Below are 25,521 nucleotides of genomic sequence, written 5' to 3'. Positions count from 1 at the left end.
AAGCGATCGCGTATTCCAATGGGATTAAAGGGTTGTTCAGCCTTCCCAAACTTCTTCCATGACCATGACAAAACCAGGCAGCACTGATTCATCCCCCTTCACCGTAGCTGGATTGTCCAACTGCTCCACTTCTACCCCAGGACGGTAAATATATACTTGACGACTATTTGGCTCAATCAACCACCCCAACAGAGCGCCATTTGACCTGTACTCTTCCATCTTTTCCTTAATACTCTTCACCCTATCACTGGGAGAGCGCAACTCAATCACAAAATCTGGGCACAGAGGAATAAACTTTTTCCTTTGTTGAGGCGTTAGGGCTTCCCACCTGTCTTTTTTGACCCAAGAAGCATCAGGGGAACGTTCTGCACCATTGGGCAGCTTAAAGCCACCAGAAGACTCAAATACCTTGCCTAGCTTTGTTTGGCGATTCCACAACTGTAGCTGAAAATTAATGTTGGAATTTTTTTGAGATGTTTCACCTCCTGTGGGGGGCATAACAATTATTTTTCCGTCTAATGTGCGCTCAATTCGTAAATCTCGATTAATCTGACAAAACTCAAAAAATTGATCATCATCCATAGCCCATGCCGGGGGCATCCTCAACACAATGGGATTGGTTTCAACAGATGTGGTGGCTACTTTCATGGCGATCTGCTCTATGTCTGAGGTAATAACCGATAACCAAGTAGATATCTGGTAGTTGTAGCGATGGATATTGCTCTGCAATTTCCTCTGGCGTGCATCCCTCAAGAAAAGCAGTCACAACAGTGTCTAAGGTGACACGAGTTTTGGCAACTCGTACAACACCATAGCCATCTGTCTCTATAGGTGCGGGTTCAAGGGCAATTGCTAGAGTCATAGACTTTATCAGGTTGCTATTTCATATGGTAGCAAACGCCTAGTCAGGGTGAGGATATGGGTGTTACTGAATCAGCAACGTCAGATTAATCAACTCTAACCATTTCACGGGATTCTTCCTTATGATTCACCTCAGAAGGTTTCAGCTTCTGACCCCTAAAGTCTCCTAATAATCCCATCAATGCTGGAACTACTGTAGGTGTCAGTAATGTAGACAAAGCTAATCCCCCAGTCAAGGTAATCCCTAACCCTTGATATAATTCAGCTCCTTTCCCTGGTATTACTGCTAGCGGTAACATTCCCAGTACTGTAGTTCCAGCAGACATGAATATCGGTCGTAAGCGATCGCATACAGCTTTATACAACGATGTATCGTAATCTATTCCTTCTCGCTGTAATTGCAAGGCTCGGTCTACCAAAAGGATGGCATTATTCACCACAACTCCAGTCAGAATCACAAATCCCAACCCAGTAATCATATCCAGTGGTACCAAAACACCAGGAATTCTGTTCACTATCACCAAACTCAACAACGCTCCGGTTAATCCTATCGGTACGGTTGCCATAATTACGATGGGATAGAGAAAAGAATGGTAGAGTGCGACTAGCAACAGATAGGTAATCACTAAAGACAGAATAAAGATTGACCCCAACTGCACTAACGTTTCCGATAGCAAATCTGCCGAACCAGCTAACTCGACACGATAGCCAGCAGGTAGGTTTTTCCGGAAGGGTTTGAGAATTTGCTGCTCTGTCTGTTGAACTAGTTTGCCTAAGGGAGCTGAGCGCTCGACACTAACGGTTAGGGTAATAGAACGCTGTAAATCCACTCGGTCAATCCGATCGGGTCCGGTGGTATCTACTACTTCAGCGACATCAGCTAGTTGTACTTGCCCACCATTGGGAGTATAGATCACTAACTGACGCAACTGCTCTGGGGTTTTGACAACGGTATGTTGTAATTCAACGGTCACATCCAGTTCCCGTTTACCATCCACAAATTCTGAGGCTTTAATCCCACCGAGAGCAGCTTCAACCATTCTCCCTAACTCAGCTTCTGACAAGCCCACTTCTGCCAGTCGCACCCGATTGGGAATTACTTGTAATTCTGGCGCACCAGTAACAAAACTGGAACGAGCATTGCGCACACCGTCCAGTTGGCGCAATTGCTTAGTAATATCCTGACCCCACTGGTTTAATTGATCCAGGTCTTGTCCTACCAGACGCACTTTATAGGACTTGCCTGGATTCCGAAAAATGGCAGTGCGCCTGGCAACCACAAAGCGATAACCAGGGAAATTAGACTTTACCTTTCCCATCCGATTCACCATGTCATCGAGATTCCTAGCGGTAGCTAACTCTGGCTTGAGAAGGACAAAAATTGCTTTCCATCCGGAGCTTGCTAATAGCAAGGTTCGGTCAATTTCCGGCTGCTGTGCCAAAAACTTTCTGGCCGGTTGAGATAGCCGTAGGAATTCTGGAATACTGGTGCCTGGAAAGGGTTCCGTTAACCACATAATTAAATTACGGTTCCCTTCTGGTAGGTAATCCATGGGGGGGAGTAACCGAATACTGACAAAGAGCAATACTACAGGAATCAACAACACAGCCAAACGCCTTCCGATCCGTTTGCCACCAAGAGACCAACGCACGGTTTTTAATAAAAATCCCTCTAGCTTGCCTTGCCATACTCGAAACACTGCTGAAGTTTTGGCTACAGCTAGCACTAGGACATTTTGGATTTTGGCTCCTCTATTTCGCTGCTTTGGGCGCAATGGTTTTGGGTCTAAACCTTGGGTGCCGACATCCCCCATCCCCTGCAAAATCTGTTGCGCCTCCGCTTGATTAAGAAACAGTCCCGATAGCATAGGCACTAGGGTCAGAGCTGCAAACAGGGAAAACAATACCGATGTCGATAGAGCAATACCAATATCAAAGAACAGCTGTCCTGCTTCCCCTGTGACTAAAACAATGGGAGCAAATACTGCTACGGTAGTCAGAGTAGAGGCTAGCATAGCTGACCACACTTCTTGAGTACCGTCAATAGCAGCTCGGAGCGGATTTTTTCCCCGTTGCATGTGGGTGAAGATATTTTCTAGCACCACAATGGCATTATCTACGACCATTCCGACCGCAAAGGCTAATCCTGCCAGACTGATCACATTCAGAGACCGACCTAGCAAGGCTAAGACAATAAAGACGGTAATAATAGTAGTCGGAATAGTAAGGGCAATGACTGCTACGGTTCGCAATGACCCGAGAAACAGCAGCAACACTAGGGATGCTAGAATTGCCCCCATGATCAAATTTTGCTGCACTAACGCAATAGATTGGTTAATATAGTCATTCTCGTCGTAGTTAATTAAGAACTGGACACCTTCCCCTTGCTGTTCCAGTTGGGCTTCCAGTTTCTTGAGTACTGCTCTGACCCCCTTAGATATCTCTGGGACATTGGCACCAATTCGTCTTTCGATACCAATGCCAGCGGTTGGTTGGTCATTTGCTACAAGAACCGTACTTTCAAGCTTGCGACCAATTTCGACATCAGCTACATCCCCCAAATAGACAGTTCCTGATTGGTCTCGGCGCAACACAAACCCTTCCAACTCCTTCACATCCTCAGAGCGACTGACGGTGCGGACTCGGTATTCCCGTCTTCCCACTACCATCGGTCCACCCCGAATATTGCGGTTATTATTGCGCAAAGTATTCACGACATTAGAAAGGGTTAGATTGCGGTCAGCTAAGGCTTTCGGGTCTACAATCACCTCCACTTCCCGTTCCCGTCCCCCAGGAGTAAGAACCTGAGCTACTCCTTCGACTTGGCGTAACTTGGGTACGATGGCATCTTTAATCAAGTCACGGTAATGGTCTGGGTCAGAATCATAGCCTTCTTTGGGCATTAGGACAATCCACATCATGGGACTGCTAACACCACTGACCACTTCAGCAGAGGGGTCTCCCGCTTCTGGAGGTAGAGAGGACACTCGCTGTAATTTGCTCAAGACATCTACTAAGCGAGCATCAATATCTGTTCCCCAATTGAATTCGAGAGAAATCCGACTGCGTCCAGGCCGAGAGCTACTGGTAATTTCTTTAACCCCTGTGACTTCTTCGACGGCTTCTTCGATCGGTCTAGTAATCAGGTCTTCTACTTCAGTCGGTCCTGCTCCAGCGTAGGAGGTGCTAATGGTAATTTCTGGGGTATCGCCTCCTGGTCTAAGTTCTAGGGGAAGCTGGAATAGGGCTAAGATGCCACATAGGGCTAGGAGGCAGAACAGAACAAATGTTCCGTGTCGCCAGCGGACAGCTGTTTCGATAAGTTTCATCAAATTTCACCGAAGTTGGCAACTTTAGGAACTAGGAATTAGGGAACAGGGAATCGGGAATCGGGAATCGGGAATCGGGAATCGGGAATCGGGAATCGGGAATCGGGAATCGGGAAGGATTCTAGAGACTAATATAGCGGTTTCTAGCCTAATGAGGTACACAGGATTTTTTCCCTGTTCCCTCTTCCCCTCCTGGGAGGGGTTAGGGCGTGTCTTCAAACTCCGAGTACCCCCGTTTCCCTTAAAAAAGGGGGACTTTGAGTATGGCTCCCCCCTTAATAAGGGGGGCTGGGGGGGATCTAATATCTTGCGGAAAACTTTGAAAACACANGGTAATAGGTAATAGGTAATAGGTAATAGGTAATAGGTAATAGGTAATAGGTAATAGGTAATAGGTAATAGGTAATAGGTAATAGGTAATAGGTAATGGGTAATAGGTAATAGGTAATAGGTAATAGGTAATAGGTAATAGGTAATAGGTAATAGGTAATAGGTAATGGGTAATAGGTAATAGGTAATGGGTAATAGGTAATGGGTAATGGGTAATAGGTAATAGGTAATCTGTATTTCGGACCGGTCCGTTGACCCCGACCAGTCGGGGAATATGGGGAGATGGGTCAGTAATCGGTCCTCGTCTCGCTATCCATCCCAGAGACGAAACCGATAGATAGGGTCGCCAAAATCGGCAAAGTTTTAACCCTTTTACCCATAATCGACTAACCATAAAGGCGACCCTATCCTTACGGTAACTTCAACACCTTGAAAGAAGGTGGGGAATTCCGCGAGTTTTGTTAAAGCTGTTTGACCCGGTGGTGCGTTACGGGGCGGATGCTGCTGGCGAATTCGTGAAACCCTTATTCTGCCGTAATCTGCTCCCCTCTCCCAAGGTTGGGAGAGGGGCTGGGGGTGAGGGCTGAGGGGGCTTCTTGGTTTGTTAAGAAATATTTCACCAACAGCATCCGGGGCGGGCTGTCTCAACAAGGCGCGACCTTTATAGCAGAAGTCAGAAGTCAGAAGTCAGAAGTCAGAAGTCAGAAGTCAGAAGTCAGAAGTCAGAAGTCAGAAGTCAGAAGTCAAAAGCAAGCTAGGACTAGGTTTCGGAGTTTAGGAATGTCCTAACAGTAGCGCGTAGTGCTATATCACGCACCCTACGCCTCTTACCCCGATTCCCGATTCCCGATTCCCGATTCCCAATTCTAAATTCTAAATTCTAAATTCCCAATTCTAAATTCTAAATTCTAAATTCTAAATTCTAAATTCTAAATTCTAATTAAAATCGATTTTCATACTCTACAGTTATCTTGGTATCGTCTGAAAAATCCGTAGCACCGCGCAGCAGAATTTCTTCATTAACTCGATAGCGCAAGTTGTACTGAATTGGCTGATCAGTAGTCAACACTTTTAACAACGAAAATGATAAATTATTAGTAATATTAATCCCCGCTTCAGCACCTAGCTCTAACCTATCAGTGCGCCTATTATCATCTGTAACTGTAGTGGGGAACAGGCGAAACTCATCTAATCCTGCGGCATCACCAATCAGGTTGCTGACATTACTCAGTAGTGCTGACCCAGCTAAGTTGGCCAAACCCAAGGTACTATTGCCTCGACCCAAGGTATCCACAAAGCCACCCCCTAATAGGGCAACAATTTCCCCTTCACTACGTTTTGGCATACTATTGAGTTCCACTCGGTCAAAGAGCTGACTTGCTAGCCCTTTTACTTTTGCTTGAACCCGAATAGTTTCTGTAGTGCCAAAATTAGTTGGGCGATCGCTAATTTCATTAGCAAAGGTTTCACTGGTAATGGGTTGTTTCCTAGACTCAATTACTGATGCCACCATCTGCACATCTAACTCTGGGTCTCTGCCAAGAGTGGCTACAAATCGGGCGTTGTTGTTGTAATTTTTATCAAGGCGAAACTGGGTGGTAAACAGATTCACCTGACCGCGCAGCAGCTGAATGGTTCCTTCTGGTCTAATATCACTCATGTCCCCATTAATTAGAAGGGTACCGCTGGCGAGAAAATCTAATACTGGTAGCTGTCGAACTAGGATGTTTTTACCTAAGGTTAACTGTAAGTTATTGAACTCTATTAGTTCCTCACCTGCAGATCCGCTACTCCCGCTCGGGGCAGTTTGAGATTCAGAAATGGGTACTCGACCATCAAACAATTCGATGTAACCACCAATTCTAGGATTAAATAGAGTCCCAGTAATAATAGTCTTACCTTTAACACCACCACTGTAAATCCCTTTGAGATTGATGGCTAGTTGATTCAGGTCAACGGTGAGGGGATTCTCTAATGCTCTAGGTAGGTCTCGCAAGGGCAAATTCCCTACCGCTACTAATTTACCACCACCAAAATTCCCTTGTAAGCTGTCTACAATTTCCATGCGGTTGAAGTTAAACCGGATTTTGCCATTGACTTCTGTCAGGGGTTCTGGTAAAGCTTGGGCAGCAATAGTAGCGTCTTCTACATTAATGTTACCGACAACGGTAAGTTGCTCCAGTTGCTGTAGCCAATCTTGGTCTTGGTCAAAGGTACCAGAAATATCTAAATCTACTTGTCCTTTACCATCAACCCAAGCGATTTGTTGATTGGTAAGCATATTTAATCGGGCAAGTCCTTCGTTTTCAACCTTGAGTTGTACACTGACTTGCCGATTTTCTGGCTCTACTTCGGCAAAGGGTAACTTGTAGGGGATTTTGGCATTTACAGTTAGGGGTTCAGACTCTTTGGTCAGAAAACTTTGGGCAAAGACGTTCAACCGCGCATTCTTGTAACTAAAGCTGCCTTTGATGGATTCGAGGGGTGTTTGGTTTAAACTGGCATCCACGACCGATATTGCTCCCCTGGCTTGGGGATTGCTGAGACTTCCATAAAAGTCCGCTGTGGCATCAACAAATCCTCCATAACCAACAGAGCTAGGAAATCTGAACACTTCTCGAATCAAGGAAACCGGGACTTTCTTGAGCCTGAGCTGACCCGATGGACCAAGTTCACTGATACTACCGGACAAGGTGGCTAGGCTCTGACCCGATTGAATCCGCACAGGTAAAAGATTCAGTACCCCTTCTGCAAAATTTCCTTGGGCAATAATTGTCTCAGCTTTATAGGAACCCCATTGCCAGTTTTCCCCTTGGAAATTAAATTCAGCACGGATGCCATCTTTGACTGAACCGACCAGACTGATACTGCCAGTAAAAGCACCATTGAGCTCGGTAAGCTCTGGTAACAGAAAGCTCTCTTGACGCTGCTGCCGTTGTCTGTTTAGGAGCTTGACTATTTCTGACATCCGCCGCAGGGGTTTTTTGAGACCATTTTGTGAATTACCTACTCCACTAACGGCAAGATCAGCGGCTGTGCCGTAGACGGGGGTTTGGAAGCCTCGACCTAGGTCAGTGATCTCAAATAGTTGTAGGGTAGTTAGAACATCCTGGATTTCTCCGAGCTTAGCCTGGAGTTCCCCGTTAAATTCTGGGCCGTTGGGGGTTGGGGTGACGTTGGCAGCAAATAAGTATTGACTATCACCTTTTTCAAACAAGCCATCGGTCAGAGTCATCGTCCCTTGCTGGTATTGGAAAAAGCCTTCTAACATATCACCTCTGAGGTTGTCAAAGATGGGATTTGCGATCTCAATTTTACCGGATGACCCAAAAGTCTTGAGGTTCAGAGCCATGTTCCCACAGATGTCTCCCGCCAAGGGTTTGCTTAACCATGGTTCGAGGTTTTGACCGTCTACCATACCACTACTCAAAGCCAGACTCTTAATGGTATTGATCGGAAGATTCTCCACGGTCATTTGTAGCTCATCCCCTGACCGAATCCCACTAGCGGTCTTGTCCTGATACTGCACCAAAAAGGATACGGGTTGGTAATTGGGGTCTAGCACAACCTCCAGTTTTTCTTGATTCCCTGCTAGCTGGAGATTTACCCCTGACTTTGGTGCTATACTTACTCGACCTGTCAGTAGGGATTCAAACTCCAGAGGACCAGCAAAAAAGTACCGCAGTCTTAAGTCACCGTTAATTGTCGGAGCTTGAGGAGTACCGGCAATCCGACCGTTAAAACCGACTAAGCCTCCTAAATTTAACGCATAAGGCAGGTCAGCCGGTAATCGTTGCAAATTCAAATTCTCTGCTTGTACCTGGAAATCAAAGGTCTTAATTGCTTGTAAACCCTGACTGCCTGGGTTTAGATTGACAAAACCATTAGCATTGAATCCCTCGGCTGTGGCTTCTTTAATCTCTAGCCTTTGACCATTCCAGTCAAAGGATGTGGCTAGGGAACGCTCAAGTACAGAAATGCCTTTACTAAAATTAAGCTTACCCTTAGCTTGGATTGCTGATAGAGCTTTATCTGGTGTCAATAGCAACGGAGCAGAAATATTGACACTGCCATTGAGACGTCCTCGTAAATCGGGATTAATCTCCCACAACTGGAGATTAGTAGGCTGGAAAACCCCCTGAAATTTACCATTGCTAAACTCAGCTGTTCCTAGTAATTGACCACCAGCAACATTCAGTTGTCCAGACCCTTTGCCCTGAATGGCGTCAATGGTTAAATTATTTAGATTACCAGAGACAGTGACATTCCCGGAAACAGGGCCATTGAATTGGGGCGGGACCGGAGCAAGAGCACCCAAGTCGAGGTTAGAGGTTTGTACCTTGGCCTGGAAGTTACCATTGGCAATATCGATTTGAGAAGCCTGAATTCTACCCCCTTCCACATCTAAAGTACCAGACCCACTAGCAGTAATGGTGCTAGGACTTACCGAATCTAGATTCCCTGAGATGGTAAACTCCCCGGACGCTGGACCGTCGAATTGGGATGGTATTGGTCCGAGACGACCTAACTTGACATTGGATGCTACGACTTGAGCTTTGAAGTTACCTTTAGCGATATCTACTGCATCAGCTTTAATGGTTCCTCCTGCTACATCTAAACTACCAGACCCACTAGCGGTAATGGTGCTAGGACTTACCGAATCCACATTCCCTGAGATGGTAAACTCCCCGGAGGCTGGACCGTTGAATTGCGGAGGTATTGGTCCGAGACGACCTAACTGGAGATTGGATGCTACTACTTGAGCTTGGAAGTTGCCATTAGCGATATCGACAGCATCAGCTTTAATGGTTCCTCCTGCTACATCTAAACTACCAGACCCACTAGCGGTAATCGTACTAGGACTGACCGAATCCACATTTCCTGAGATGGTAAACTCCCCGGAAGCTGGACCGTTGAATTGGGGGGGTATGGGGGCGAGACGACCTAACTTGAGATTGGATGCGACTACTTGAGCTTGGAACTTGCCTTTAGCGATCGCGATCGCATCGGCTTTAATAGTCCCTGCTGCTAGGTCTAAACTACCAGACCCATTAGCGGTAATCGTGCTAGGACTCAAAGACAATACATTCCCTGAGATAGTCAACTCCCCTGAGATGGGACCTTTAAATTCAGAAGGTACTGGTGCTAAGGCTTCTAGAGGAATATCAGAGGCTTGGACTAGGGTAGAAAAACCACCATTGATCAGTTTTACCTTGGTAGCACGCAAGGTACCAGCATCAACCGTTACGCTGCCGTAACCGCTGGCACGGAGGGTTTCTGGTTGGAAAGAATCAAGACGACCGGATAAATTAAATTGACCATTGAACGGTCCAGAGAATTGTGGCGGTAGAGATGGTGCAGGCAAAGTTTTGATGATTGGTGCCACGGAAATATTCTTAGCTTCTACTAACCCCTGCCAGCGCCCACCCCCCACTTGAACATTAGTAGCTCTGAGAACACCATCACCCATGGGCAGATTAGCATAACCAGTGGCACGAAAATTCTCGGGCTTGTCAAGGGGAGAAAAGATCTGGGTTCTGCCATAAACTCGACCCAGAGGAATGGGTAGATTAAATCCATACTGTTTTGCGATCGCATTCGCAGGCACATTCACAGCTTTAAGATCAAATACTGCCCCCCCCTGATCCATAAATTTGATATCCCCCTTGCCTGTGACTAAGCCACCCACTGTTGGTTTTGCCTGCAAGTTTCTAATGGCCAGCTCAGTATTAATAACGCTAAAGTCAGCAGTAATAGAGCTGAATTTCACCTGGTCAAGGGTGGCGGGAGTGGTGGTAAACGCCTCTCCAATCACAATCGGGTTGTCGATAGCTCCAGTGACCTGAAACGTAGCCTGTGCTTTACCTAAAGTTTTTACTGGTAGCTCTTTGATCCCAAACGTCTGTGCATACTGCTGTATCTCAACCGGTTCGCTTTTTACTCTGAGCTTGTAGCCTGACTCAATATCCAGCATTCCCCCAATTTGGGCAGGTACTTGACCGAATCTGGTAGTTATGTTAGTGAGCCAAATCTGACTTCCTCGAAAGCTCAGCTTACCGTTGCTTTCAGTGAACAGTTGGGGCAAGGGTTCTAAGCGGGCGATGGTGTCGGAAAAGTTGATCGTACCCCAATACTGCCAAGGCTGTTCAGCATTATTCCGTTGTATTCTCAGGTTGCCACCCAGTTTACCCCCTTGAAGCTTCAGGGGAATCAGAAGTACTTTACTAACCTCTGCCGCACTCACGTTATCGACATCAAGGTGCAAGTCAGTTTCTTCTTGAGAGAGGCGGTAATCTCCCTTAACCTTTAAATTTCCCCCACTTAACGGCTGACTATTTACATCAAAGCGAATCAGCTCACCTCCGTCGATAAATTTACTTTTCCCCCTAACCTCAGTAAATCTCATCGGTGGTTGTTTGATTCCCACTTCAGATCTTGGCACCACCACCACATCCGCATCCCGCCACCGCACCACCTTTGGGTCTACCTTAAACGCAGAATCTTGGGCAGTTTGTGTAAATGCTGTAGACACCCAGTTTAAATCTTTGTCCTGTTCAACATATATATTAGGTTCAACTAGGGTTACATCCAGTTCTAGAGTTCTGGTAAACAGCAGTTTAACGGGGTTATAGCTTACCTTCACTGCCTCGGTAAAAAGATGATCGGGATCCGTAGGGGTAGCTGGTATTTGCGAAGAACCAAACCTTACACCATTTAGGGAAAAGCCCTCCACTGGTCCGACATTGACTTTCCGGTTAAGAAAGCTAGATAAATTTTTCTCTACCGTTGGTGCTAATTGCTTCTGGATGAAATACCAAGCAAAAAGGCTTCCGCCCCCTATCCCAGAAACTAGAATCATGACCATAAGCATGAAGACCGGACGTAGCAGCCTCTGCCAAAACCCTCTACTTACCGTAGGTTCTGGAGTATTTTCCGGAGTAGGCTCTGGTAGATTACCAGGATTGGGAGAGTTACTCATCTTGATTGGTTTGCACCTTACAACTGGAGTTCCGAGGGAATATGGGGGCATCGTCATCTTAATTTATCAGGGAAATACAGGGAGTAGGGGTATCAGTTATAGGTGCCTAATACCAAGTGCGTTTCAAGAGGATATCACCATTCCCAATCATGATTAGGAAGAAGGGGCAAAGGGGGAGGAGATGGAAGAAGGTGCTATGTCTCAATGGTGTGAATGCAACTCGGGATCAGGCAGATAAGACTACTACTTTTTTTCTCTGACGAAGCTCCCTATCTTGATAGTTTCCAGAGCCAAGATTGATCCGTAGGTTTAACCCTATAGTTATGGGTGGTTTCAATTCCCTGACGCAATTCCTCTGACGGTCGATAAAGTAAAACATTTTTGAAACCCTCCGGAATCTCCGGTATGTTGGTAGAGCTATTGGATTTATCCAATAACATCAGCTGTACATCCGGACGAAGTAGATGACACAGAGATAGAACCCTACCGGGAATTTCATTACTGATCAAGAGTGGTTGTGGGATTTGATTAATCCAAGCGGCTACGGGGGGATTATTGCGACTCTTTGCATAGCTCTTGTGCCACCAAACTGGCAGTTGAGAGCTGACGATACAGGAGAGTATGCCGCTAAATGCCAGAGCAATTGCTATAGACTTCCAAGTTTTAGGATTTTTTCGGGTTTTTTCCATGGGCACCATGTCATGGTCACCCCTTACTTGCCCATCTTGTCTATCTTCGGTATTTGCTAAATTTCCATTCATCATGCCCATGGTGGGCAATCCCTTTTTTCCCTTATCTTTGGTAAGTTTTCCTGAGTTTTTAGCTTGGGTTGTCAGGAAATAAGCAATAGCTAACTGAATACCTAGATAACAGGGAATAGCATAGCGAGTAATGCTAGAACGGCGACCACCTAAGAGCAAATCTGGACCGATTATAGCAATTCCTGTCACTCCAATTAAGGTAATAATAAATACCCAAGCATGCTGAGGAGCCTTACGACAAAGATAGTAGAGGGCGTATACTGCTAAAAATAAACTGAGATAGTGGAGGGGACTCAAAGGATGGATGCCTTGGTTAACATCAAAGAAAATCCGACTGAGGTTTAAGGTCCAAAATAGGGGTAAGAAGCCTGAACGACTATGATTAACTGAGTCAGTATTAGCGATAAATTTGGAGAAATTAGTGATAACAATGATTAGCCAAGGGGAGAATAGCAATACTCCTCCTAAGGAGGCTAGTAAATAGCTAGTTACTCGCTTAGTCCAGCGACCACCTTCGGTAATTAATACATACAATCCCTGTCCAATTAAGACAAAGGCTGAGAAAGGGTGAGTATAAAGTGCTAAGGCAACAGTAAAGCTATAGATAATCCATTGATAAGGTTTTTTAATGAATTGCTTTATTCTAGAATAATTCATTGCCCATAATAGGACTGCACTAGAAAGCAAAATGCTAACAGTCCATAAACTATATTCTCGGGCTTCTTGGGCATACAAAACATGAAAGGGAGAAATAGCAATTATGGCAACAGCTACCCACCCGATTAATTTTGAACCAAATAGTTCTAAACACAGCCAGTAAGCACAGGGCAATGCTAATAAGCTAATTATTACTGATAGCAGTCTAATAGTTACTACGGAATTGCCAAAGGTTTGTAACCATAATCTCGCCATTAGGTAGTAAAGGGGCGAATGTTCTGGATTACCTGCTAGGGAATTAATAGTGTCATTGATATCTTTTTTAGGATTAGGAAATTGGTAGGATTTTAACAAATTTTCTACGCTGATAATCTGACCATCGAAAATGTCTTCTACTAGTTCGGTTTGAGTGTGACCAGAAATTCTAAGGGAGGTCATAGTCTCGTCGTACCAGTAAACTTTACGGTCTAGGTTGTAAAATCTAAAGACTACCAATTTCCANTCAACGCCTGCTTTAATCCCTCTTGCAACTGTTTAGCTGACAGGAGTGGTTGCTGTTGATAGTTACTGACTTCCAAAACCTATTTACCTCCCCATCTGTTTCGTCAAACATAATAATTACTCCTACTGGCTTAGGGGGAGTATATTCAATTGGGTAGTCTAAGGATAATTGACCTGATGGATCGATTTTTCCACTAGCAGTAATTGCTTTGATCATAACTAGTTGTGGGGGCGTAGTCAGTTAACTACTATAATTTTACAGTATTTTTAAATGGGGTGAGGTAGAAAGTTCTGGGTTTTAGGGAGTCGGGAATCGGGAGTTGGGAGCAGGGAAGAGATAAGAGACAAAAGACAAAAGGCAAGAGCGATGCAGCGCGGTCTTGGGGAGGCAGTGCGGTCTTGGGGGTTCCCCCCATGAGCAACTGCCGTGGTTTCCCCCATGAGCGACTGCATCAAGACGGCAAGATTTAATCAACGATAGAGGAATTATGATTAGCTTTACTGGGTGTGGCTTGAACGGGTGTTATGATTCAGTTTAAATTTATGATAAAATTAAAGTAACTATTCATAATATATCAATTACTTAATAGTGTAGCTATGAGTGTAGTTATCCCTGACGATATTGTCCAAGCTAGCCAAATGACTGAGGATGAATTCAAACTTGAAATTGCGCTGATGCTCTATAAGCAAGACAAAATTAGCAGTGGCAAAGTCCGTGCCTGGACGGGTTTAACTGTGATTGAGTTTCAGCATGAACTGGCCAAGCGCGGTTTAGATTTGAATTATGATGTTGCTGATTTTGAAGCAGACCTTAAAACCCTACAATCGATGAGTTTGCTGTGATTATTATTAGCGATACATCACCGATTACTAATCTAGCAGGCATCAATCAACTTAACCTCTTGCATCGCTTATATGGTTCTGTGATTATTCCCGTTGCTGTCTACAATGAAATGGTTGGTATCGGAAAAATTGTACCTGGAACAGTAGAAGTTCAAACCTTATCTTGGATTAAAACTCATGCTGTTTCAGATAGGCAGCAAGTTATCACACTTCAGGAAAGTCAAGAAAGCATCGATTTAGGTGAAGCAGAAGCGATCATATTAGCATTGGAAATGGATGCCGATTTGCTACTGATGGATGAGCGACGGGGACGAGCAGTTGCTCAAGAATTGGGGCTAACTATTGTGGGCTTACTGGGCATTCTCGTGCAAGCCAAGAAAAGTAATTTAATTCCGGCAGTTAAACCATTAATGGATCAATTGATTGAAACAATGGACTTTCGTATTAGTCCTCAATTGTACCAAGCAATTCTCCAAGCTACCGACGAAGAAAGTACATTATAATCTTAAAAGAGGGAGGATTTTATCCTTCTTGGGTTTTAGGGAGTAAGTTGTCTAATTCTTCTCACCCATTCGCTACTATTTTGAGTATCTTGTCGATCACGACCCATACCAATAAAAGGTTGATTGTCTAATTACAGAGGATTAAGAGATGCCGGTTTTTCTGTTAAATACTGTTTTTTGAATACTTCAATGATATCGGCAATAATGTTTTGATCGTCTTCTAGTAGTTCTTGAATATTTTTTATCAGTTGTTATAGGTCACGCATAAGTCTTAGGAAGTATGTTCAATAACTTTCTATAAATCCATTATACAAAGTTATTGGTTTTTGGCTTATGCCACCACAACACCCATCAATGGGTGCATCTCATATTTGTAAAAAAAAAGGAGTAAGGTATAAATTTACCTTGAATATCTGATTGCTTTCATCTAATGCCCGTTCCCGTAGCTTCTCCCTCGGATAATCCCTTGGCTGTAGGCTGAAGGCTGACAGCTGATGGCTGACGGCTTACATTACATCTTCATACAAAGCCTCAAGACTAGTCCTAAAATCCACAGTTTCTAGATTAATCTCACTGCCCGGATCATAAAATTGCAATGTCCAAATTCCCTCAGAATTTCGGCGGAAGCAGTCTAGCCGCTGATGGTTTTGGCTAATTAAAACATATTCCACCAAGGTGTCTAATTTTCGATAATTATAAAATTTGTCACCCCGGTCAAAGGCTTCAGTCTTGGGAGATAAAACTTCCACAATTAAACAAGGATATTTTTTATAATTGCTCAATTCTCGGTCTCTGGCATCGCAAGTCACCATAACATCAGGATAATAATAACTATTGGATGCTTCAACATAAGTTTTCATATCTGCCATATAAACCCGACAGCCAGTGCCCCTGACATGATTTCTTAAGGCTGAAGCCAGGTTAAGGGCAATAGTAACATGGGCATCACTCGCCCCAGCCATGGCATAGACTTCTCCATCAATATACTCGTGTTTGATGGCACTATCTTCTTCGTAGGATAGATAGTCTTCTTTGGAAATGTAATTGGGACTTTTATCAGCAATCATGACAGTTTCAAGACAGTGACACTATTAGTATAGAATAAAGGGAGTAGGGAGTAGGGAGCAGGTAACAGGGAACAGATAAGAGGCAAAAGGCAAGAGGCAAGAGGCAAGAGGCAAAAGGCAAGAGGCAAGAGATAAGAGTTAATCAAGGATAGAGGAATTATGATTAGCCTTACTGGGTGTGGCGTGAACGGGTGTTAGGATTCAGTTAAAGAGAGTAAAGCCATTGCTGACATTGTTGTGCTTCTAATTTGTCATTGGGAGAAGATAACAACCCTAAAAGGCCGGTATCGACAAAAACAATCATTAGTAGCTATATAGTTTAGAGCCTTCTGGACGAAAACTATCAACAATTTGTTTAAAATTTTCTAAATCTTCCTGTCGAATTTTAGCTTCTTCTTGAGTGATTTCCTCTTCAAGGCGTTTTCTTAGCCATGCCAGAGCAGGTTGATTGAGTTTATAGCGTTTATAGGATTTATGAGGTACGCTTTTCAGCCTCAAAGTCCCCCTTTTTAAGGGGGATTTAGGGGGATCCCTACCTCATGGGATAGAGAATTGCTATAATTTGTTCTTCAACAGTTTTCCCTCTATGTTTTAAGTAGGGGGCAAAATGACTTTGAGTATTCTTTGCCATAGATTTTAACACCTTGTTTACTTCATAGTTTACTTCCTTAAGTATAATCCAAGGATAAATGCGATCGCTTCGGGAAGGGGAGGACGAGGGAGATCGATATGCGATCGCACAAAGGTACAGTCAAATTCAGCCAAAATATCTTCTAGGGTAAAGGGAAGGTCAAAATATTGGCTAAAGCTGTAAGGTTGTCCAGCTTTGAGAATGCGGCGGCGGTTCATTTGTGGTTAGTCTTCGTTTGTTTTTAGGGAATTCGGAGCAGGGACTTAAGAGCAAGAGTAAAGATAGAAAACTAGTTTTTAATATTATGAACAATCACCAATACTGTTTATCAACTATTTATAAATTAAATTTTATACCTAGATTTTATACTTCAACATCCTCAAGTAACTGGAAATAATCTCCAAAATTATTGCTTAGGAAGAGTCAAAAAAAATACCAATTAAAGTAGGGTGGGCAAAGTAATCTAATCTAAACGACTCAAAATAACCAAACTTTCTTTGCCCACCCTACAAGCTCTCTTCCCGACTCCCGACTCCCGACTCCCGACTCCCGATTACCTTGTACCTATAAAAATAATTTTGTCAACCCCTCCTCAGGCGATATACTAAAATTTAACCATGTTTTTATATTTAAAATGAACTCCTCAACACCATCCATCCAATTCTTTGACGGTATTTATGAACAGCTGAGTGACGTCAGCCTCAGAAAAAACCGACGGTCAGGAGCCCGCATCGTCTTGATGACCTTTGAAAAGTTAAAGGCTATTGAACAATTCAACAGTTATAGAAACCGATTTTCTCAATCAATGGTCTTAACAGACGAAGAAGGGGTCATTAATATGACTCCTTCCTCAATAAAATTTCGCTTCGGTGGTCCAGAAGGAGATGAGCTAGCAGGAGTGGAGTGTAAAGTTGAAATTGACGAAGACGACCACTGGGAACGCTTCATGCGCTTCATGAATCGGTACGCTGAAGCCAACGGCATGGCTTACGGTGAAACCAAACCATCAACTGAAGGATAATTACCCATCCTAAACATTTTCCCCCGTCTTCCCGTCCCCGTATCCCCGTGTTAGCCTAACCGATGAGTATGGTATCAGACACGATATAGAGTATCAAGGATGAAGTATGAAAGTCGCAATTACTGGAGCAACAGGATTTGTCGGTAGCCGCTTAGTGGAGCGTCTACAGGAAGAAGGACATCAACCCTTAATTATAACCCGTAACTCAGCTAAAGCTACGGCGCAATTTCCCAATATAGAAACTATTGCCTACACTCCCACCGAATCAGGGGATTGGCAAAATGCGATCGCAGGCTGTGATGGTGTAGTCAATTTAGCCGGAGCCCCGATTGCTGAGGAGCGCTGGACACCAGCCCGTAAGGAAGACATCCTCAATAGCCGCCAATTAGGGACCCAAAAAATAGTGGAAGCGATCGCCCTTGCTGACCCTAAACCCACGGTATTAGTAAACGCTTCTGCCATTGGTTACTACGGCACTAGTGAAACAGTAACCTTTGATGAAACAAGTCCTGCTGGAGAGGACTTTCTGGCAGAGGTTTGTCAAGCCTGGGAAGGGGAAGCCCAGAAAGTCCAAGATGCAGATGTGCGACTAGTGATTCTGCGCATTGGTATAGTTTTGGGCAATGGCGGTGCCCTAGCGAAAATGATACCCCCCTTTCAAATGTTTGCTGGAGGGCCAATCGGTACCGGTCGCCAATGGTTTTCTTGGATTCACCGAGATGACTTAGTGAACTTAATCATAGCTGCCCTAACCCGACCAGACATGGAAGGGATTTTCAATGCCACAGCTCCCAATCCTGTCTTGATGTCCGAACTATGTAAAGCCATTGGAGATGTTCTCAATCGTCCCTCCTGGTTACCAGTTCCCAGTGTTGCTCTAGAAGCCCTTTTGGGAGAAGGAGCCATAGTAGTCTTGGAAGGTCAACAGGTGCTACCCAAACGAACCACTAGTTATGGATGGGAATATCAGTATTCCACAGTAAAACAAGCTCTAGTAGACATATTGAAAACTGAAAATTGTTAATTGTTAATTGATAACAGATAACAATTAACAATTAACAATTAACAATTTCTAAATGACTAATGACTAATAACTAATGACTATAACTACTACGGTAACTACTACGGTGTTGCAGTCATGGCATTAGTGGGAGTCGGAGGAAGTTCCTCTTCCTCTATCTGAGCCGGAACCCGTTCTACTCTAGCACCAAGTTGTCGCAGTTTCCCCTCCAAGTCTTCATAACCCCGGTCTAAATGACGGAGTCCTTGAATCGTAGTTATTCCTTCTGCCGCTAACCCAGCGACCACAAGTGCAGCAGATGCCCGTAAATCCGTACCCACTACTGGTGCTCCCGACAACATTGGCACACCTCGGATAATCGCATTATTCCCTTTAACCCGTATATCCGCCCCCATGCGATTCAATTCGGCAACATGACGCAGCCGATTTTCAAAAACCGTTTCGCTAACAACACAGTTTCCTTCACTCAGAGCCAGCAACGCCGTAAACTGGGCTTGCATATCCGTAGGAAATCCAGGATAAGGCAAGGTTTCAATATCCGTTGCCCTTAGTTTATTAGGAATAATTCGTAACCGATTGGGTGCCTCAACCATCACCTCACTACCAATTGCCTGTAGCTTAGCAATCACAGCAGTTAAATGTTCCGGTATTACTGGGTAAAGGCTCAGTTCAGAGTGGGTAATTGCCCCAGCTACCAAGAAAGTTCCAGCCTCAATCCGGTCAGGAATAATTGGGTAATCCACCGAATGTAAACTAGAAACCCCAGAGATACTAATAGTTTTAGTACCAGCACCACTAATTTGAGCTCCCATCGCTCGGCAGAAATTCGCCAAATCCTCCACTTCTGGCTCTTGAGCTGCATTTTCAAGGGTGGTTTCCCCTTCTGCCAGAGTCGCTGCCATCAGCAGAGTTTCCGTTGCCCCCACACTGGGGTAATCCAGGTAGATTTTCGCCCCCTTTAGCTTGTTGTTACCTGTTCCTTTCACATAAGCATTGACAATGCCATGCTCAATATGAACCTGAGCGCCCATAGCTTGTAGACCCCTGACATGGAGGTCTACTGGTCTAGCACCAATAGCACAGCCACCAGGCAGTGGTATCCGTGCCACTCCCAATCGCGCTAGGATCGGACCGAGGATAAAAAAGCTAGCTCGCAGCTGGCTCACCAACTCATAGGGAGCTTTTGATTGTCCGATATGGCTGACATCTAGGTCTAAGATGTCACCACTGCGTTTGAGCTTCACTCCCACAGCAGCAAGAATCTGGCTCATACGCTCGATATCTACTAGGGAGGGCACATTACGCAGTCGGCAATCTTGAGAACACAGTAAAGCCCCTGCCATAATTGCCAAGGCAGAATTTTTAGCTCCACTAATTTTTACCTGTCCGTGGAGAGACGCTCTACCCCAAATCTTGAGAACCGATTCGTTTTCCTGGGACAGAGATGGGGGATTTATCGGGCTTTGAGAGTGATTAATGGGTCTATCCTCCAAAATCATTATAATTTCTGGCGAAATGTTAAATTTGGTTTTGATTTTACCTGAAAGTTTTTAAATGTCTAGTTTTCCACGTATCTTGATCAAATGTCAGGTTTTCCACTATACTCAGAAGTTGGCAATGTAAACCGGTAAATTTTCAGGCGTTGCGGCTATCGACAACAAACTTGTCCACAATAGCAGTAAATGCTGTATACTAAAAAACCGGTGAGCTAATAGAGCAACCCCCATAGCAACCCTAAGTTGAATCCTAAACCGTGACAGTTATGACTCAGGACTGACCACTCTCGGAATCACCAACGATTGCTATAGCGCCAACAAACGCGGAACTGGCGGAATTGGTAGACGCGCTAGATTCAGGTTCTAGTGTTCGCAAGGACTTCCGGGTTCAAGTCCCGGGTTCCGCATAATTAACCAAACTGGTATGCTCACAAGCACCAAGAATCCCCTAGTCAAGGAAATTCGGAAGCTGCACAGAGTCAAAGGACGTCGGCAGCAAGACCTATTTCTGTTGGAGGGAACCCACCTGTTGGCAGAAGCCTGTGCCGTAGATTATCCCCTAGTCACCCTCTGCTATACATCAGAATGGCTTGAAGCTCATCCACAACTATCCCAAGATGCTTCCGTTCGGTCTCAAAGAGTGGAAGTGGTAAGTCAGTCTGTACTAAAAGCGATCGCTACTACAGTTGAGCCAGATGGAGTAGTAGCCACAGCAACCCGTCTTCCCCTTTCCCCGAAACCCCTCAATTCCCTCTCCCTAGGGCTGGCTCTAGAAACCATACAAGACCCAGGAAATCTTGGAACAATCATTAGAACTGCGGTAGCCGCTGGTGCGGAAGGATTGTGGCTAAGTTCCGATAGTGTAGAGCTAGATAATCCTAAAGTATTGCGAGCCTCAGTCGGTCAGTGGTTCCGTCTGCCCATGGCAGTTACCCCCCATTTGCCCACCCTCGTAGCTCAAGCTCAAGCTCAAGGGATACAAGTAGTGGCCACAGTACCAGATGCTAAGGTCAGTTACTGGGACATAGATTGGCGCTGTCCTAGCTTAATACTCCTGGGCAATGAAGCAGCTGGACTTAGGGAAGACTTGGTAAAAACAGCAGATCAGCAAGTGAATATTCCCCTGATGCCAGGAGTAGAATCCTTAAATGTAGCCATTGCTGCTGCCTTGATGTTGTACGAAGCTAAACGGCAACGTTTTTTAGTGAAATCACCGTCAACCTGTTCAGAACCAACTGTAGTCTTTGCTAAGTCTGGGAAAGAAGTCACCTGTGATGCAGAGGATGTGATCCTAGATGTGGCGGAACAAGAAGGGGTGGCATTACCAAGCGGTTGCCGCATGGGAGCCTGTGGTGCTTGTAAGCAAAAGCTTCTAAAAGGGAAAGTAGAGTATGACGAGGAACCTGATGCTCTCGAAGAGGATGAACGGAAGGAAGGCATGATTTTGACTTGTGTGGCTCATCCTGTCGGACAAGTGGTAGTTAGCGCTTGAGCTATAGCAGTTCTCAATTCGGTGAGGTACTTTCGTCCTAGGTTTTAGGGAGTCGGGAGTCGGGAGTCGGGAGTACCTTATACATTATCTGTCTTTTACAACAGTCATCTTTTCGCTTTTTGTCACATAACGTGAATAATTTTTGATTGGCGCACGTTGCATGTAGTTTGGCGTAACTTGCTAGTGAAATTTCCCCCTTCGTTAGTATAGGATCAAACTGAATCGACATTCAAGCATGAATTGTCATAGTCAAATAACAAAAATTAGTTTGAATCCAAAATGAGTAAGACAATTTTAATTACAGGAGCAAGCAGCGGTATTGGAAAAGCAACTGCAAAATTGTTCCAGGAAAAAGGTTGGAACGTGGTTGCAACCATGAGAAGTCCAGAACAGGAAACAGAACTAACCACCCTTGATAATGTATTGGTGACAAGACTAGATGTTTTAGACCAAAATTCAATTACAAAAGCCATTCAGCTAGGTATTGAAAAGTTCGCTAAAATTGATGTTTTGGTAAATAATGCTGGTTATGGTGCTTTTGGCCCTTTAGAAGCAACCCCCAGGGAAAAGATAAAAAGACAATTTGATGTTAATGTTATTGGGCTGTTAGATGTAACCAAAGCAATCCTACCCCATTTCAGACAAAATAAAGATGGTATATTAATTAATATTTCATCGATTGGTGGCAAAATGACCTTTCCATTATTTTCATTATATAACGGGACTAAATTTGCTGTTGAGGGGATTTCCGAAGGTCTGAGTTTTGAAATGGAAGCAATTGGCTGCAAAGTGAAAATTATTGAGCCAGGCATTATCAACACTGATTTTGCTGGCCGCTCCCTTGATATGAGCAACGATGAAAGCCTAACTGAGTATCAAGAATTAATTGGTAAGCTGTTCAATTCGATGGAATCTTTCCCTGATCAGGCTTCTGAGCCTATTGTTGTCGCTAACGTGATTTATGAAGCAGCGACAGACGGCACTGATAAATTGCGATATACTGCTGGCGAAGATGCCAGGATGATGGTTGCTAATCGAAAAGAATTGGATGATAAGACGTTTATCCAAGGTATTAAAGAGCAATTTGGCATCTAGTTCAAATAGAGGGTTTATCCTGAAGGGGCGACGAAACAACCTGAAATGCTTGGTATGTAAAGTTGCGTAGGGATTGAGGTGGGAACCATGATTAAAAATCAAAGACAGTATGACTACAGCCAAGAATTAGTTCGTCAATTTGAATCTGACTTATCTGTTTATGACGCTCAAGATGAAGAGCTCAAAAAAAATGATTGTTGGTGGAAGATTAAGCGCGATTCATTACAAAGTCATCTTAATGCTTTAAAAACCGAAGTTGCTGAAGACGAAACCCTCATCAACCATGACAATCGTACTCCAATTGTTCTGAAACTTGATGATATTAAAAATCTCCCAAAACTTCTGCTCAAAGCTCGTATAGCTGCTAATCTAAGCCAAAAACAACTGGCGGATATCGCTGGTTTAACCGAGGGAAAAATCATAGACTATGAAGCTAAAGACTACCAAACAGCGAGCCTTATAGATTTTTTGTTTGTCCTTGATGCCCTGGATATTAAGCTCCAAAAAGGTGAGTTTTTAGTTCCTCTAGATACTCTCAGAATAACCCCAATTACCGCAGAAGAATTGATGGGTAATACATCTAGTGAAACCTCTCAATCAATTGGGTGCAATAGACTTAAACAGGATCAGAAATGGGTTACCAATCGGTAACCCATCAGTTACCTATCAGTTGGGATCATGCAACCTGAAGCAATGACTCCTTCAAGCGAGTTTGGTCAAACCCTTGCTGATGAAGCAATACCCAGGATTCGATCAAATCAGGACCATTGACATCCCCAGTTAGTGCAGCACGAAGCGATCGCATAACCAATCCTTTCTTGACCTTTTGCGCTTTTGTGACTTGGTTAATAATCTGCTTAGCTTCCTCTGGACTCAGCTGTTGGTAATTACCCAGTTGCTCAAGAATAGCTTGCACCACCTCACTAGCACCAGCTTTTTTCAGCTGCTCTACGGCCTGCTCAGTGTACTCAACTGACTCAGTAAAGAACATCCGAGTCATCTCTACTGCTTCTGGCAAGCGAGTCAAACTTGGCCCAATCATAGCAGTCAACCGTTCCAGCCAAGGGCGATTTTCCACAGGATCACAGTTGTGCCCAGCACTTTCCCAGTAGGGAATCAACAAGTCCACTAACTCAGATGCACTGATCTGGTGGATATATTGACTATTAATCCAATCCAGCTTAGCCCAGTCAAACTTTGCCCCAGCTGGGTTAACCCGTTCAAAACCGAACTTTTGAGCGGCTTGAGCCAAGGTAAAGATTTCCTGAGTGGAATCAGGGGGAGACCATCCCAGCAATGTCATATAATTAACCATCGCCTCAGGGGTAAAGCCCATGGCTTTGAAGTCAAAAATAGAGGTTACACCATCGCGCTTGGATAGCTTCCGTCCCTCATGGTTAAGAATCAGAGGTGTATGGGAAAATTCTGGGACTACACTCCCTAGGGCTTCATAGAGCAAAATCTGTTTAGCAGTATTAGCAATATGGTCTTCACCGCGAATGACATGGGTAATCTGCATATCAATGTCATCCACCACCACAGCTAGGTTGTAGAGAGGCTGACCGATATCATTCTCTTGAGATGCCCTAGCAATCACCATATCACCCCCAAGGTCACTCCCTTTCCAGGTGACTTTACCTCGGACTAGATCATTCCAGACAATCTCCCGGTCATTATCAATCATAAAGCGGATCACCGGCTTGCGCCCTTCCGCCTCAAATGCTGCTTGTTGTTCTGGTGTCAGATTTCGATGGCGATTGTCATAGCGGGGGGCTTCTTTTCTTGCCTTTTGAGCTTCCCGCAGTTGTTCTAGTTCCTCAGCTGTGGTGTAGCAGCGATAAGCCAATCCCTGGTCTAAGAGTTGTTGAATAGCAGCACTATAAAGGTCAAGACGTTGGGATTGGAAAAATGGTCCTTCGTCCCACTCCAGTCCCAGCCAACTTAAACCATCGAGGATATTTTGGGTATATTCCTCTCGCGATCGCGTTTGGTCGGTGTCTTCAATGCGCAGAATAAACTTACCGCTGTGGCGACGGGCAAATAGCCAGTTAAATACAGCGGTTCTAGCGGTACCAATGTGTAAATTTCCGGTTGGACTTGGGGCAATACGGACTCTAACTGTCACAGCTGATTGCTAAGAACCTAATTACTATAGTCTTTTCGTCTCTATTGTACCTGCAACAATCAACTACTCCGACTAGATCATCTTCAGGATCATCTTTAGGAGGAGTCGATAGTATCCTACATTTCTTCTACGGGACTGACGGGGCTCGAACCCGCAACTTCCGCCGTGACAGGGCGGTGCTCTAACCAATTGAACTACAGTCCCAATCTCTGAACCATTTACTATTGTTATCTATGACTGGTGTATTTGTCAAGGCTTTTTTTGAAAAAAACCGAAAAATACTTTGAGCAGTCACTTTAGAGCTCTGAGCTCTCAGCCGATTTGCCTTGAGCTTACCCTCGACCAATGACCGAAGGCTCAGTTTATGGCTGTGATCAGTATAACCTATCCCAGGGCTTAAGCAATAGGGTGCGTGAATCAAGCACCCTAGGGCTCACTATTTTTTTTTCAAGACCAAAAACCTTATTTACTACTATGGCAGAATCACCATTCTCTTTTGGTGTTGGAGACTTTTGAGATTAAGATTGCCTCTGAAGCTGTTCTGCTGAATGGATAAAATCGTTCCAGGCTAAGAATTAATAGGAGCATCAAAACCTGTACTGGCCAAGGTGCCATAGCAAAACCAAATATTAGACAGACAATGGTACTGCCTACTCCCAATAGGCGAGGGATTTCGTGAGAGACTCTCCAAGATATCAAGATGCTCCCTAGGGCAGTTACCAAAAGAATTAGAAAAAGTGGAAGCATATTAATCACCTCTTATCAAATAAATTTTAGACCTCAATAAATTCTAGACCTCTAAATTCTAG

22 protein-coding genes, 2 tRNA genes and 2 pseudogenes are annotated in these 25,521 nt (G+C 44.4%); 10 read left to right on the top strand and 16 right to left on the bottom strand.

What is annotated here, in order from left to right:
- Nucleotides 1-36: 36 nt before the first annotated feature.
- From F6K37_RS03055 to F6K37_RS03040, 4 genes and pseudogenes are all read right to left on the bottom strand, one after another.
- Complete coding sequence (locus F6K37_RS03055) at nucleotides 37-648, bottom strand: Uma2 family endonuclease (protein WP_008190555.1); 612 nt, start codon at nucleotides 646-648, stop codon at nucleotides 37-39.
- A pseudogene (locus F6K37_RS03050) lies at nucleotides 647-862 on the bottom strand (DUF433 domain-containing protein); the annotation flags it as partial. The pseudogene F6K37_RS03050 and the gene F6K37_RS03055, both read right to left, overlap by 2 nt.
- Nucleotides 863-947: 85 nt before the next feature.
- Nucleotides 948-4,190, bottom strand: coding sequence for an efflux RND transporter permease subunit (locus tag F6K37_RS03045; protein WP_008190558.1), 3,243 nt, complete (start codon nucleotides 4,188-4,190; stop codon nucleotides 948-950).
- 24 nt (nucleotides 4,191-4,214) lie between these two features.
- A complete protein-coding gene (locus tag F6K37_RS03040) occupies nucleotides 4,215-4,352 on the bottom strand; it encodes a hypothetical protein (RefSeq protein WP_154659972.1) in 138 nt (45 codons plus the stop codon).
- 744 nt (nucleotides 4,353-5,096) lie between these two features.
- Between F6K37_RS03040 and F6K37_RS03035 the strand changes: the two genes are divergently transcribed.
- The gene (locus F6K37_RS03035; protein ID WP_287248059.1) at nucleotides 5,097-5,309 is read left to right on the top strand and encodes a hypothetical protein; all 213 of its coding nucleotides are present in this window, start codon (nucleotides 5,097-5,099) and stop codon (nucleotides 5,307-5,309) included.
- A 151-nt stretch (nucleotides 5,310-5,460) separates the two neighbouring features.
- Here the strand turns inward: F6K37_RS03035 and F6K37_RS03030 are convergent, their stop codons facing one another.
- From F6K37_RS03030 to F6K37_RS03015, 4 genes are all read right to left on the bottom strand, one after another.
- The gene (locus F6K37_RS03030) at nucleotides 5,461-11,499 is read right to left on the bottom strand and encodes a translocation/assembly module TamB domain-containing protein (RefSeq protein WP_287248057.1); all 6,039 of its coding nucleotides are present in this window, start codon (nucleotides 11,497-11,499) and stop codon (nucleotides 5,461-5,463) included.
- Nucleotides 11,500-11,768: 269 nt separating this feature from the next.
- Nucleotides 11,769-13,412, bottom strand: coding sequence for a glycosyltransferase family 39 protein (locus tag F6K37_RS03025; protein ID WP_287248055.1), 1,644 nt, complete (start codon nucleotides 13,410-13,412; stop codon nucleotides 11,769-11,771).
- Nucleotides 13,413-13,431: 19 nt separating this feature from the next.
- Nucleotides 13,432-13,635: a hypothetical protein gene (locus tag F6K37_RS03020; protein WP_287248053.1), complete on the bottom strand. Its 204-nt coding sequence runs from the start codon at nucleotides 13,633-13,635 to the stop codon at nucleotides 13,432-13,434.
- A 50-nt stretch (nucleotides 13,636-13,685) separates the two neighbouring features.
- Complete coding sequence (locus F6K37_RS03015; RefSeq protein WP_154659914.1) at nucleotides 13,686-13,859, bottom strand: hypothetical protein; 174 nt, start codon at nucleotides 13,857-13,859, stop codon at nucleotides 13,686-13,688.
- Between the two features lie 156 nt (nucleotides 13,860-14,015).
- Here F6K37_RS03015 and F6K37_RS03010 point away from each other — a divergent pair, with 156 nt between their 5' ends.
- Nucleotides 14,016-14,261: a UPF0175 family protein gene (locus F6K37_RS03010; RefSeq protein WP_008188247.1), complete on the top strand. Its 246-nt coding sequence runs from the start codon at nucleotides 14,016-14,018 to the stop codon at nucleotides 14,259-14,261.
- Nucleotides 14,258-14,764 (top strand): PIN domain-containing protein, encoded by a 507-nt coding sequence (locus F6K37_RS03005; protein WP_287248051.1) that lies wholly within the window; start codon nucleotides 14,258-14,260, stop codon nucleotides 14,762-14,764. Before F6K37_RS03010 ends, F6K37_RS03005 begins: the two co-directional genes overlap by 4 nt.
- Nucleotides 14,765-15,270: 506 nt before the next feature.
- Here F6K37_RS03005 and F6K37_RS03000 read toward each other — a convergent pair.
- From F6K37_RS03000 to F6K37_RS02985, 4 genes are all read right to left on the bottom strand, one after another.
- On the bottom strand, nucleotides 15,271-15,831 hold the full coding sequence (locus F6K37_RS03000) for a Uma2 family endonuclease (protein WP_008188244.1): 561 nt from the start codon (nucleotides 15,829-15,831) through the stop codon (nucleotides 15,271-15,273).
- Nucleotides 15,828-15,977: a hypothetical protein gene (locus F6K37_RS02995; protein ID WP_154659913.1), complete on the bottom strand. Its 150-nt coding sequence runs from the start codon at nucleotides 15,975-15,977 to the stop codon at nucleotides 15,828-15,830. Before F6K37_RS02995 ends, F6K37_RS03000 begins: the two co-directional genes overlap by 4 nt.
- Nucleotides 15,978-16,134: 157 nt before the next feature.
- Nucleotides 16,135-16,329 carry a hypothetical protein gene (locus F6K37_RS02990; protein ID WP_008188242.1) on the bottom strand — a complete coding sequence of 65 codons (195 nt, stop codon included), beginning with the start codon at nucleotides 16,327-16,329 and terminating at the stop codon, nucleotides 16,135-16,137.
- Nucleotides 16,330-16,491: 162 nt separating this feature from the next.
- Entirely contained in the window at nucleotides 16,492-16,680 is a 189-nt protein-coding gene (locus tag F6K37_RS02985) for a hypothetical protein (RefSeq protein ID WP_044494793.1), read from the bottom strand.
- Between the two features lie 416 nt (nucleotides 16,681-17,096).
- On the opposite strand from F6K37_RS02985, the gene psb28 reads away from it, so the two are divergent.
- Both psb28 and thyD read left to right on the top strand, forming a co-directional pair.
- Nucleotides 17,097-17,483: a photosystem II reaction center protein Psb28 gene (gene psb28 / locus F6K37_RS02980; RefSeq protein ID WP_287248044.1), complete on the top strand. Its 387-nt coding sequence runs from the start codon at nucleotides 17,097-17,099 to the stop codon at nucleotides 17,481-17,483.
- A 106-nt stretch (nucleotides 17,484-17,589) separates the two neighbouring features.
- A complete protein-coding gene (gene thyD, locus F6K37_RS02975) occupies nucleotides 17,590-18,507 on the top strand; it encodes a thylakoid membrane protein ThyD (RefSeq protein ID WP_008188239.1) in 918 nt (305 codons plus the stop codon).
- Nucleotides 18,508-18,605: 98 nt separating this feature from the next.
- On the opposite strand, the gene murA is transcribed toward thyD, so the two are convergent.
- Nucleotides 18,606-20,003 (bottom strand): UDP-N-acetylglucosamine 1-carboxyvinyltransferase, encoded by a 1,398-nt coding sequence (gene murA / locus F6K37_RS02970; protein WP_008188237.1) that lies wholly within the window; start codon nucleotides 20,001-20,003, stop codon nucleotides 18,606-18,608.
- Nucleotides 20,004-20,323: 320 nt separating this feature from the next.
- On the opposite strand from murA, the gene F6K37_RS02965 reads away from it, so the two are divergent.
- The 5 genes and pseudogenes from F6K37_RS02965 to F6K37_RS02945 all read left to right on the top strand — a co-directional run bounded on the left by F6K37_RS02965 (nucleotide 20,324) and on the right by F6K37_RS02945 (nucleotide 23,238).
- Nucleotides 20,324-20,407 (top strand) — tRNA-Leu (locus F6K37_RS02965).
- Between the two features lie 17 nt (nucleotides 20,408-20,424).
- Nucleotides 20,425-21,198, top strand: a pseudogene (locus tag F6K37_RS02960) (TrmH family RNA methyltransferase); the annotation flags it as partial.
- Nucleotides 21,172-21,492 (top strand): 2Fe-2S iron-sulfur cluster-binding protein, encoded by a 321-nt coding sequence (locus F6K37_RS02955; RefSeq protein WP_287248088.1) that lies wholly within the window; start codon nucleotides 21,172-21,174, stop codon nucleotides 21,490-21,492. The pseudogene F6K37_RS02960 and the gene F6K37_RS02955, both read left to right, overlap by 27 nt.
- Nucleotides 21,493-21,771: 279 nt before the next feature.
- Nucleotides 21,772-22,587 (top strand): SDR family oxidoreductase, encoded by an 816-nt coding sequence (locus F6K37_RS02950; RefSeq protein ID WP_008177529.1) that lies wholly within the window; start codon nucleotides 21,772-21,774, stop codon nucleotides 22,585-22,587.
- A gap of 87 nt (nucleotides 22,588-22,674) precedes the next feature.
- A complete protein-coding gene (locus F6K37_RS02945) occupies nucleotides 22,675-23,238 on the top strand; it encodes a helix-turn-helix domain-containing protein (RefSeq protein ID WP_008177532.1) in 564 nt (187 codons plus the stop codon).
- Nucleotides 23,239-23,263: 25 nt separating this feature from the next.
- Here the strand turns inward: F6K37_RS02945 and gltX are convergent, their stop codons facing one another.
- From gltX to F6K37_RS02930, 3 genes are all read right to left on the bottom strand, one after another.
- Nucleotides 23,264-24,712: a glutamate--tRNA ligase gene (gltX, locus tag F6K37_RS02940; RefSeq protein ID WP_287248041.1), complete on the bottom strand. Its 1,449-nt coding sequence runs from the start codon at nucleotides 24,710-24,712 to the stop codon at nucleotides 23,264-23,266.
- Between the two features lie 130 nt (nucleotides 24,713-24,842).
- Nucleotides 24,843-24,916 (bottom strand) — tRNA-Asp (locus F6K37_RS02935).
- Nucleotides 24,917-25,195: 279 nt separating this feature from the next.
- On the bottom strand, nucleotides 25,196-25,459 hold the full coding sequence (locus F6K37_RS02930) for a hypothetical protein (RefSeq protein ID WP_071986763.1): 264 nt from the start codon (nucleotides 25,457-25,459) through the stop codon (nucleotides 25,196-25,198).
- Between the last annotated feature and the right edge of the window lie 62 nt (nucleotides 25,460-25,521).

The sequence above is a fragment of the Moorena sp. SIO4E2 genome (assembly GCF_010671945.1).
GTDB classification, from domain to species: Bacteria; Cyanobacteriota; Cyanobacteriia; order Cyanobacteriales; family Coleofasciculaceae; genus Moorena; species Moorena producens.
This window is presented reverse-complemented; position numbering and strand designations above follow the sequence as displayed.

Bases quoted from the DNA above. Each gene is read 5' to 3' on its own strand.
- F6K37_RS03055 (WP_008190555.1), bottom strand. From the start codon at position 648: ATGAAAGTAGCCACCACATCTGTTGAAACCAATCCCATTGTGTTGAGG.
- F6K37_RS03045 (WP_008190558.1), bottom strand. From the start codon at position 4,190: ATGAAACTTATCGAAACAGCTGTCCGCTGGCGACACGGAACATTTGTT.
- F6K37_RS03030 (WP_287248057.1), bottom strand. From the start codon at position 11,499: ATGAGTAACTCTCCCAATCCTGGTAATCTACCAGAGCCTACTCCGGAA.
- F6K37_RS03020 (WP_287248053.1), bottom strand. From the start codon at position 13,635: ATGATCAAAGCAATTACTGCTAGTGGAAAAATCGATCCATCAGGTCAA.
- F6K37_RS03015 (WP_154659914.1), bottom strand. From the start codon at position 13,859: ATGGGGGAAACCACGGCAGTTGCTCATGGGGGGAACCCCCAAGACCGC.
- F6K37_RS03010 (WP_008188247.1), top strand. From the start codon at position 14,016: ATGAGTGTAGTTATCCCTGACGATATTGTCCAAGCTAGCCAAATGACT.
- F6K37_RS03000 (WP_008188244.1), bottom strand. From the start codon at position 15,831: ATGATTGCTGATAAAAGTCCCAATTACATTTCCAAAGAAGACTATCTA.
- F6K37_RS02985 (WP_044494793.1), bottom strand. From the start codon at position 16,680: ATGAACCGCCGCCGCATTCTCAAAGCTGGACAACCTTACAGCTTTAGC.
- psb28 (WP_287248044.1), top strand. From the start codon at position 17,097: ATGAACTCCTCAACACCATCCATCCAATTCTTTGACGGTATTTATGAA.
- thyD (WP_008188239.1), top strand. From the start codon at position 17,590: ATGAAAGTCGCAATTACTGGAGCAACAGGATTTGTCGGTAGCCGCTTA.
- murA (WP_008188237.1), bottom strand. From the start codon at position 20,003: ATGATTTTGGAGGATAGACCCATTAATCACTCTCAAAGCCCGATAAAT.
- F6K37_RS02955 (WP_287248088.1), top strand. From the start codon at position 21,172: ATGTTGTACGAAGCTAAACGGCAACGTTTTTTAGTGAAATCACCGTCA.
- F6K37_RS02950 (WP_008177529.1), top strand. From the start codon at position 21,772: ATGAGTAAGACAATTTTAATTACAGGAGCAAGCAGCGGTATTGGAAAA.
- F6K37_RS02945 (WP_008177532.1), top strand. From the start codon at position 22,675: ATGATTAAAAATCAAAGACAGTATGACTACAGCCAAGAATTAGTTCGT.
- F6K37_RS02930 (WP_071986763.1), bottom strand. From the start codon at position 25,459: ATGCTTCCACTTTTTCTAATTCTTTTGGTAACTGCCCTAGGGAGCATC.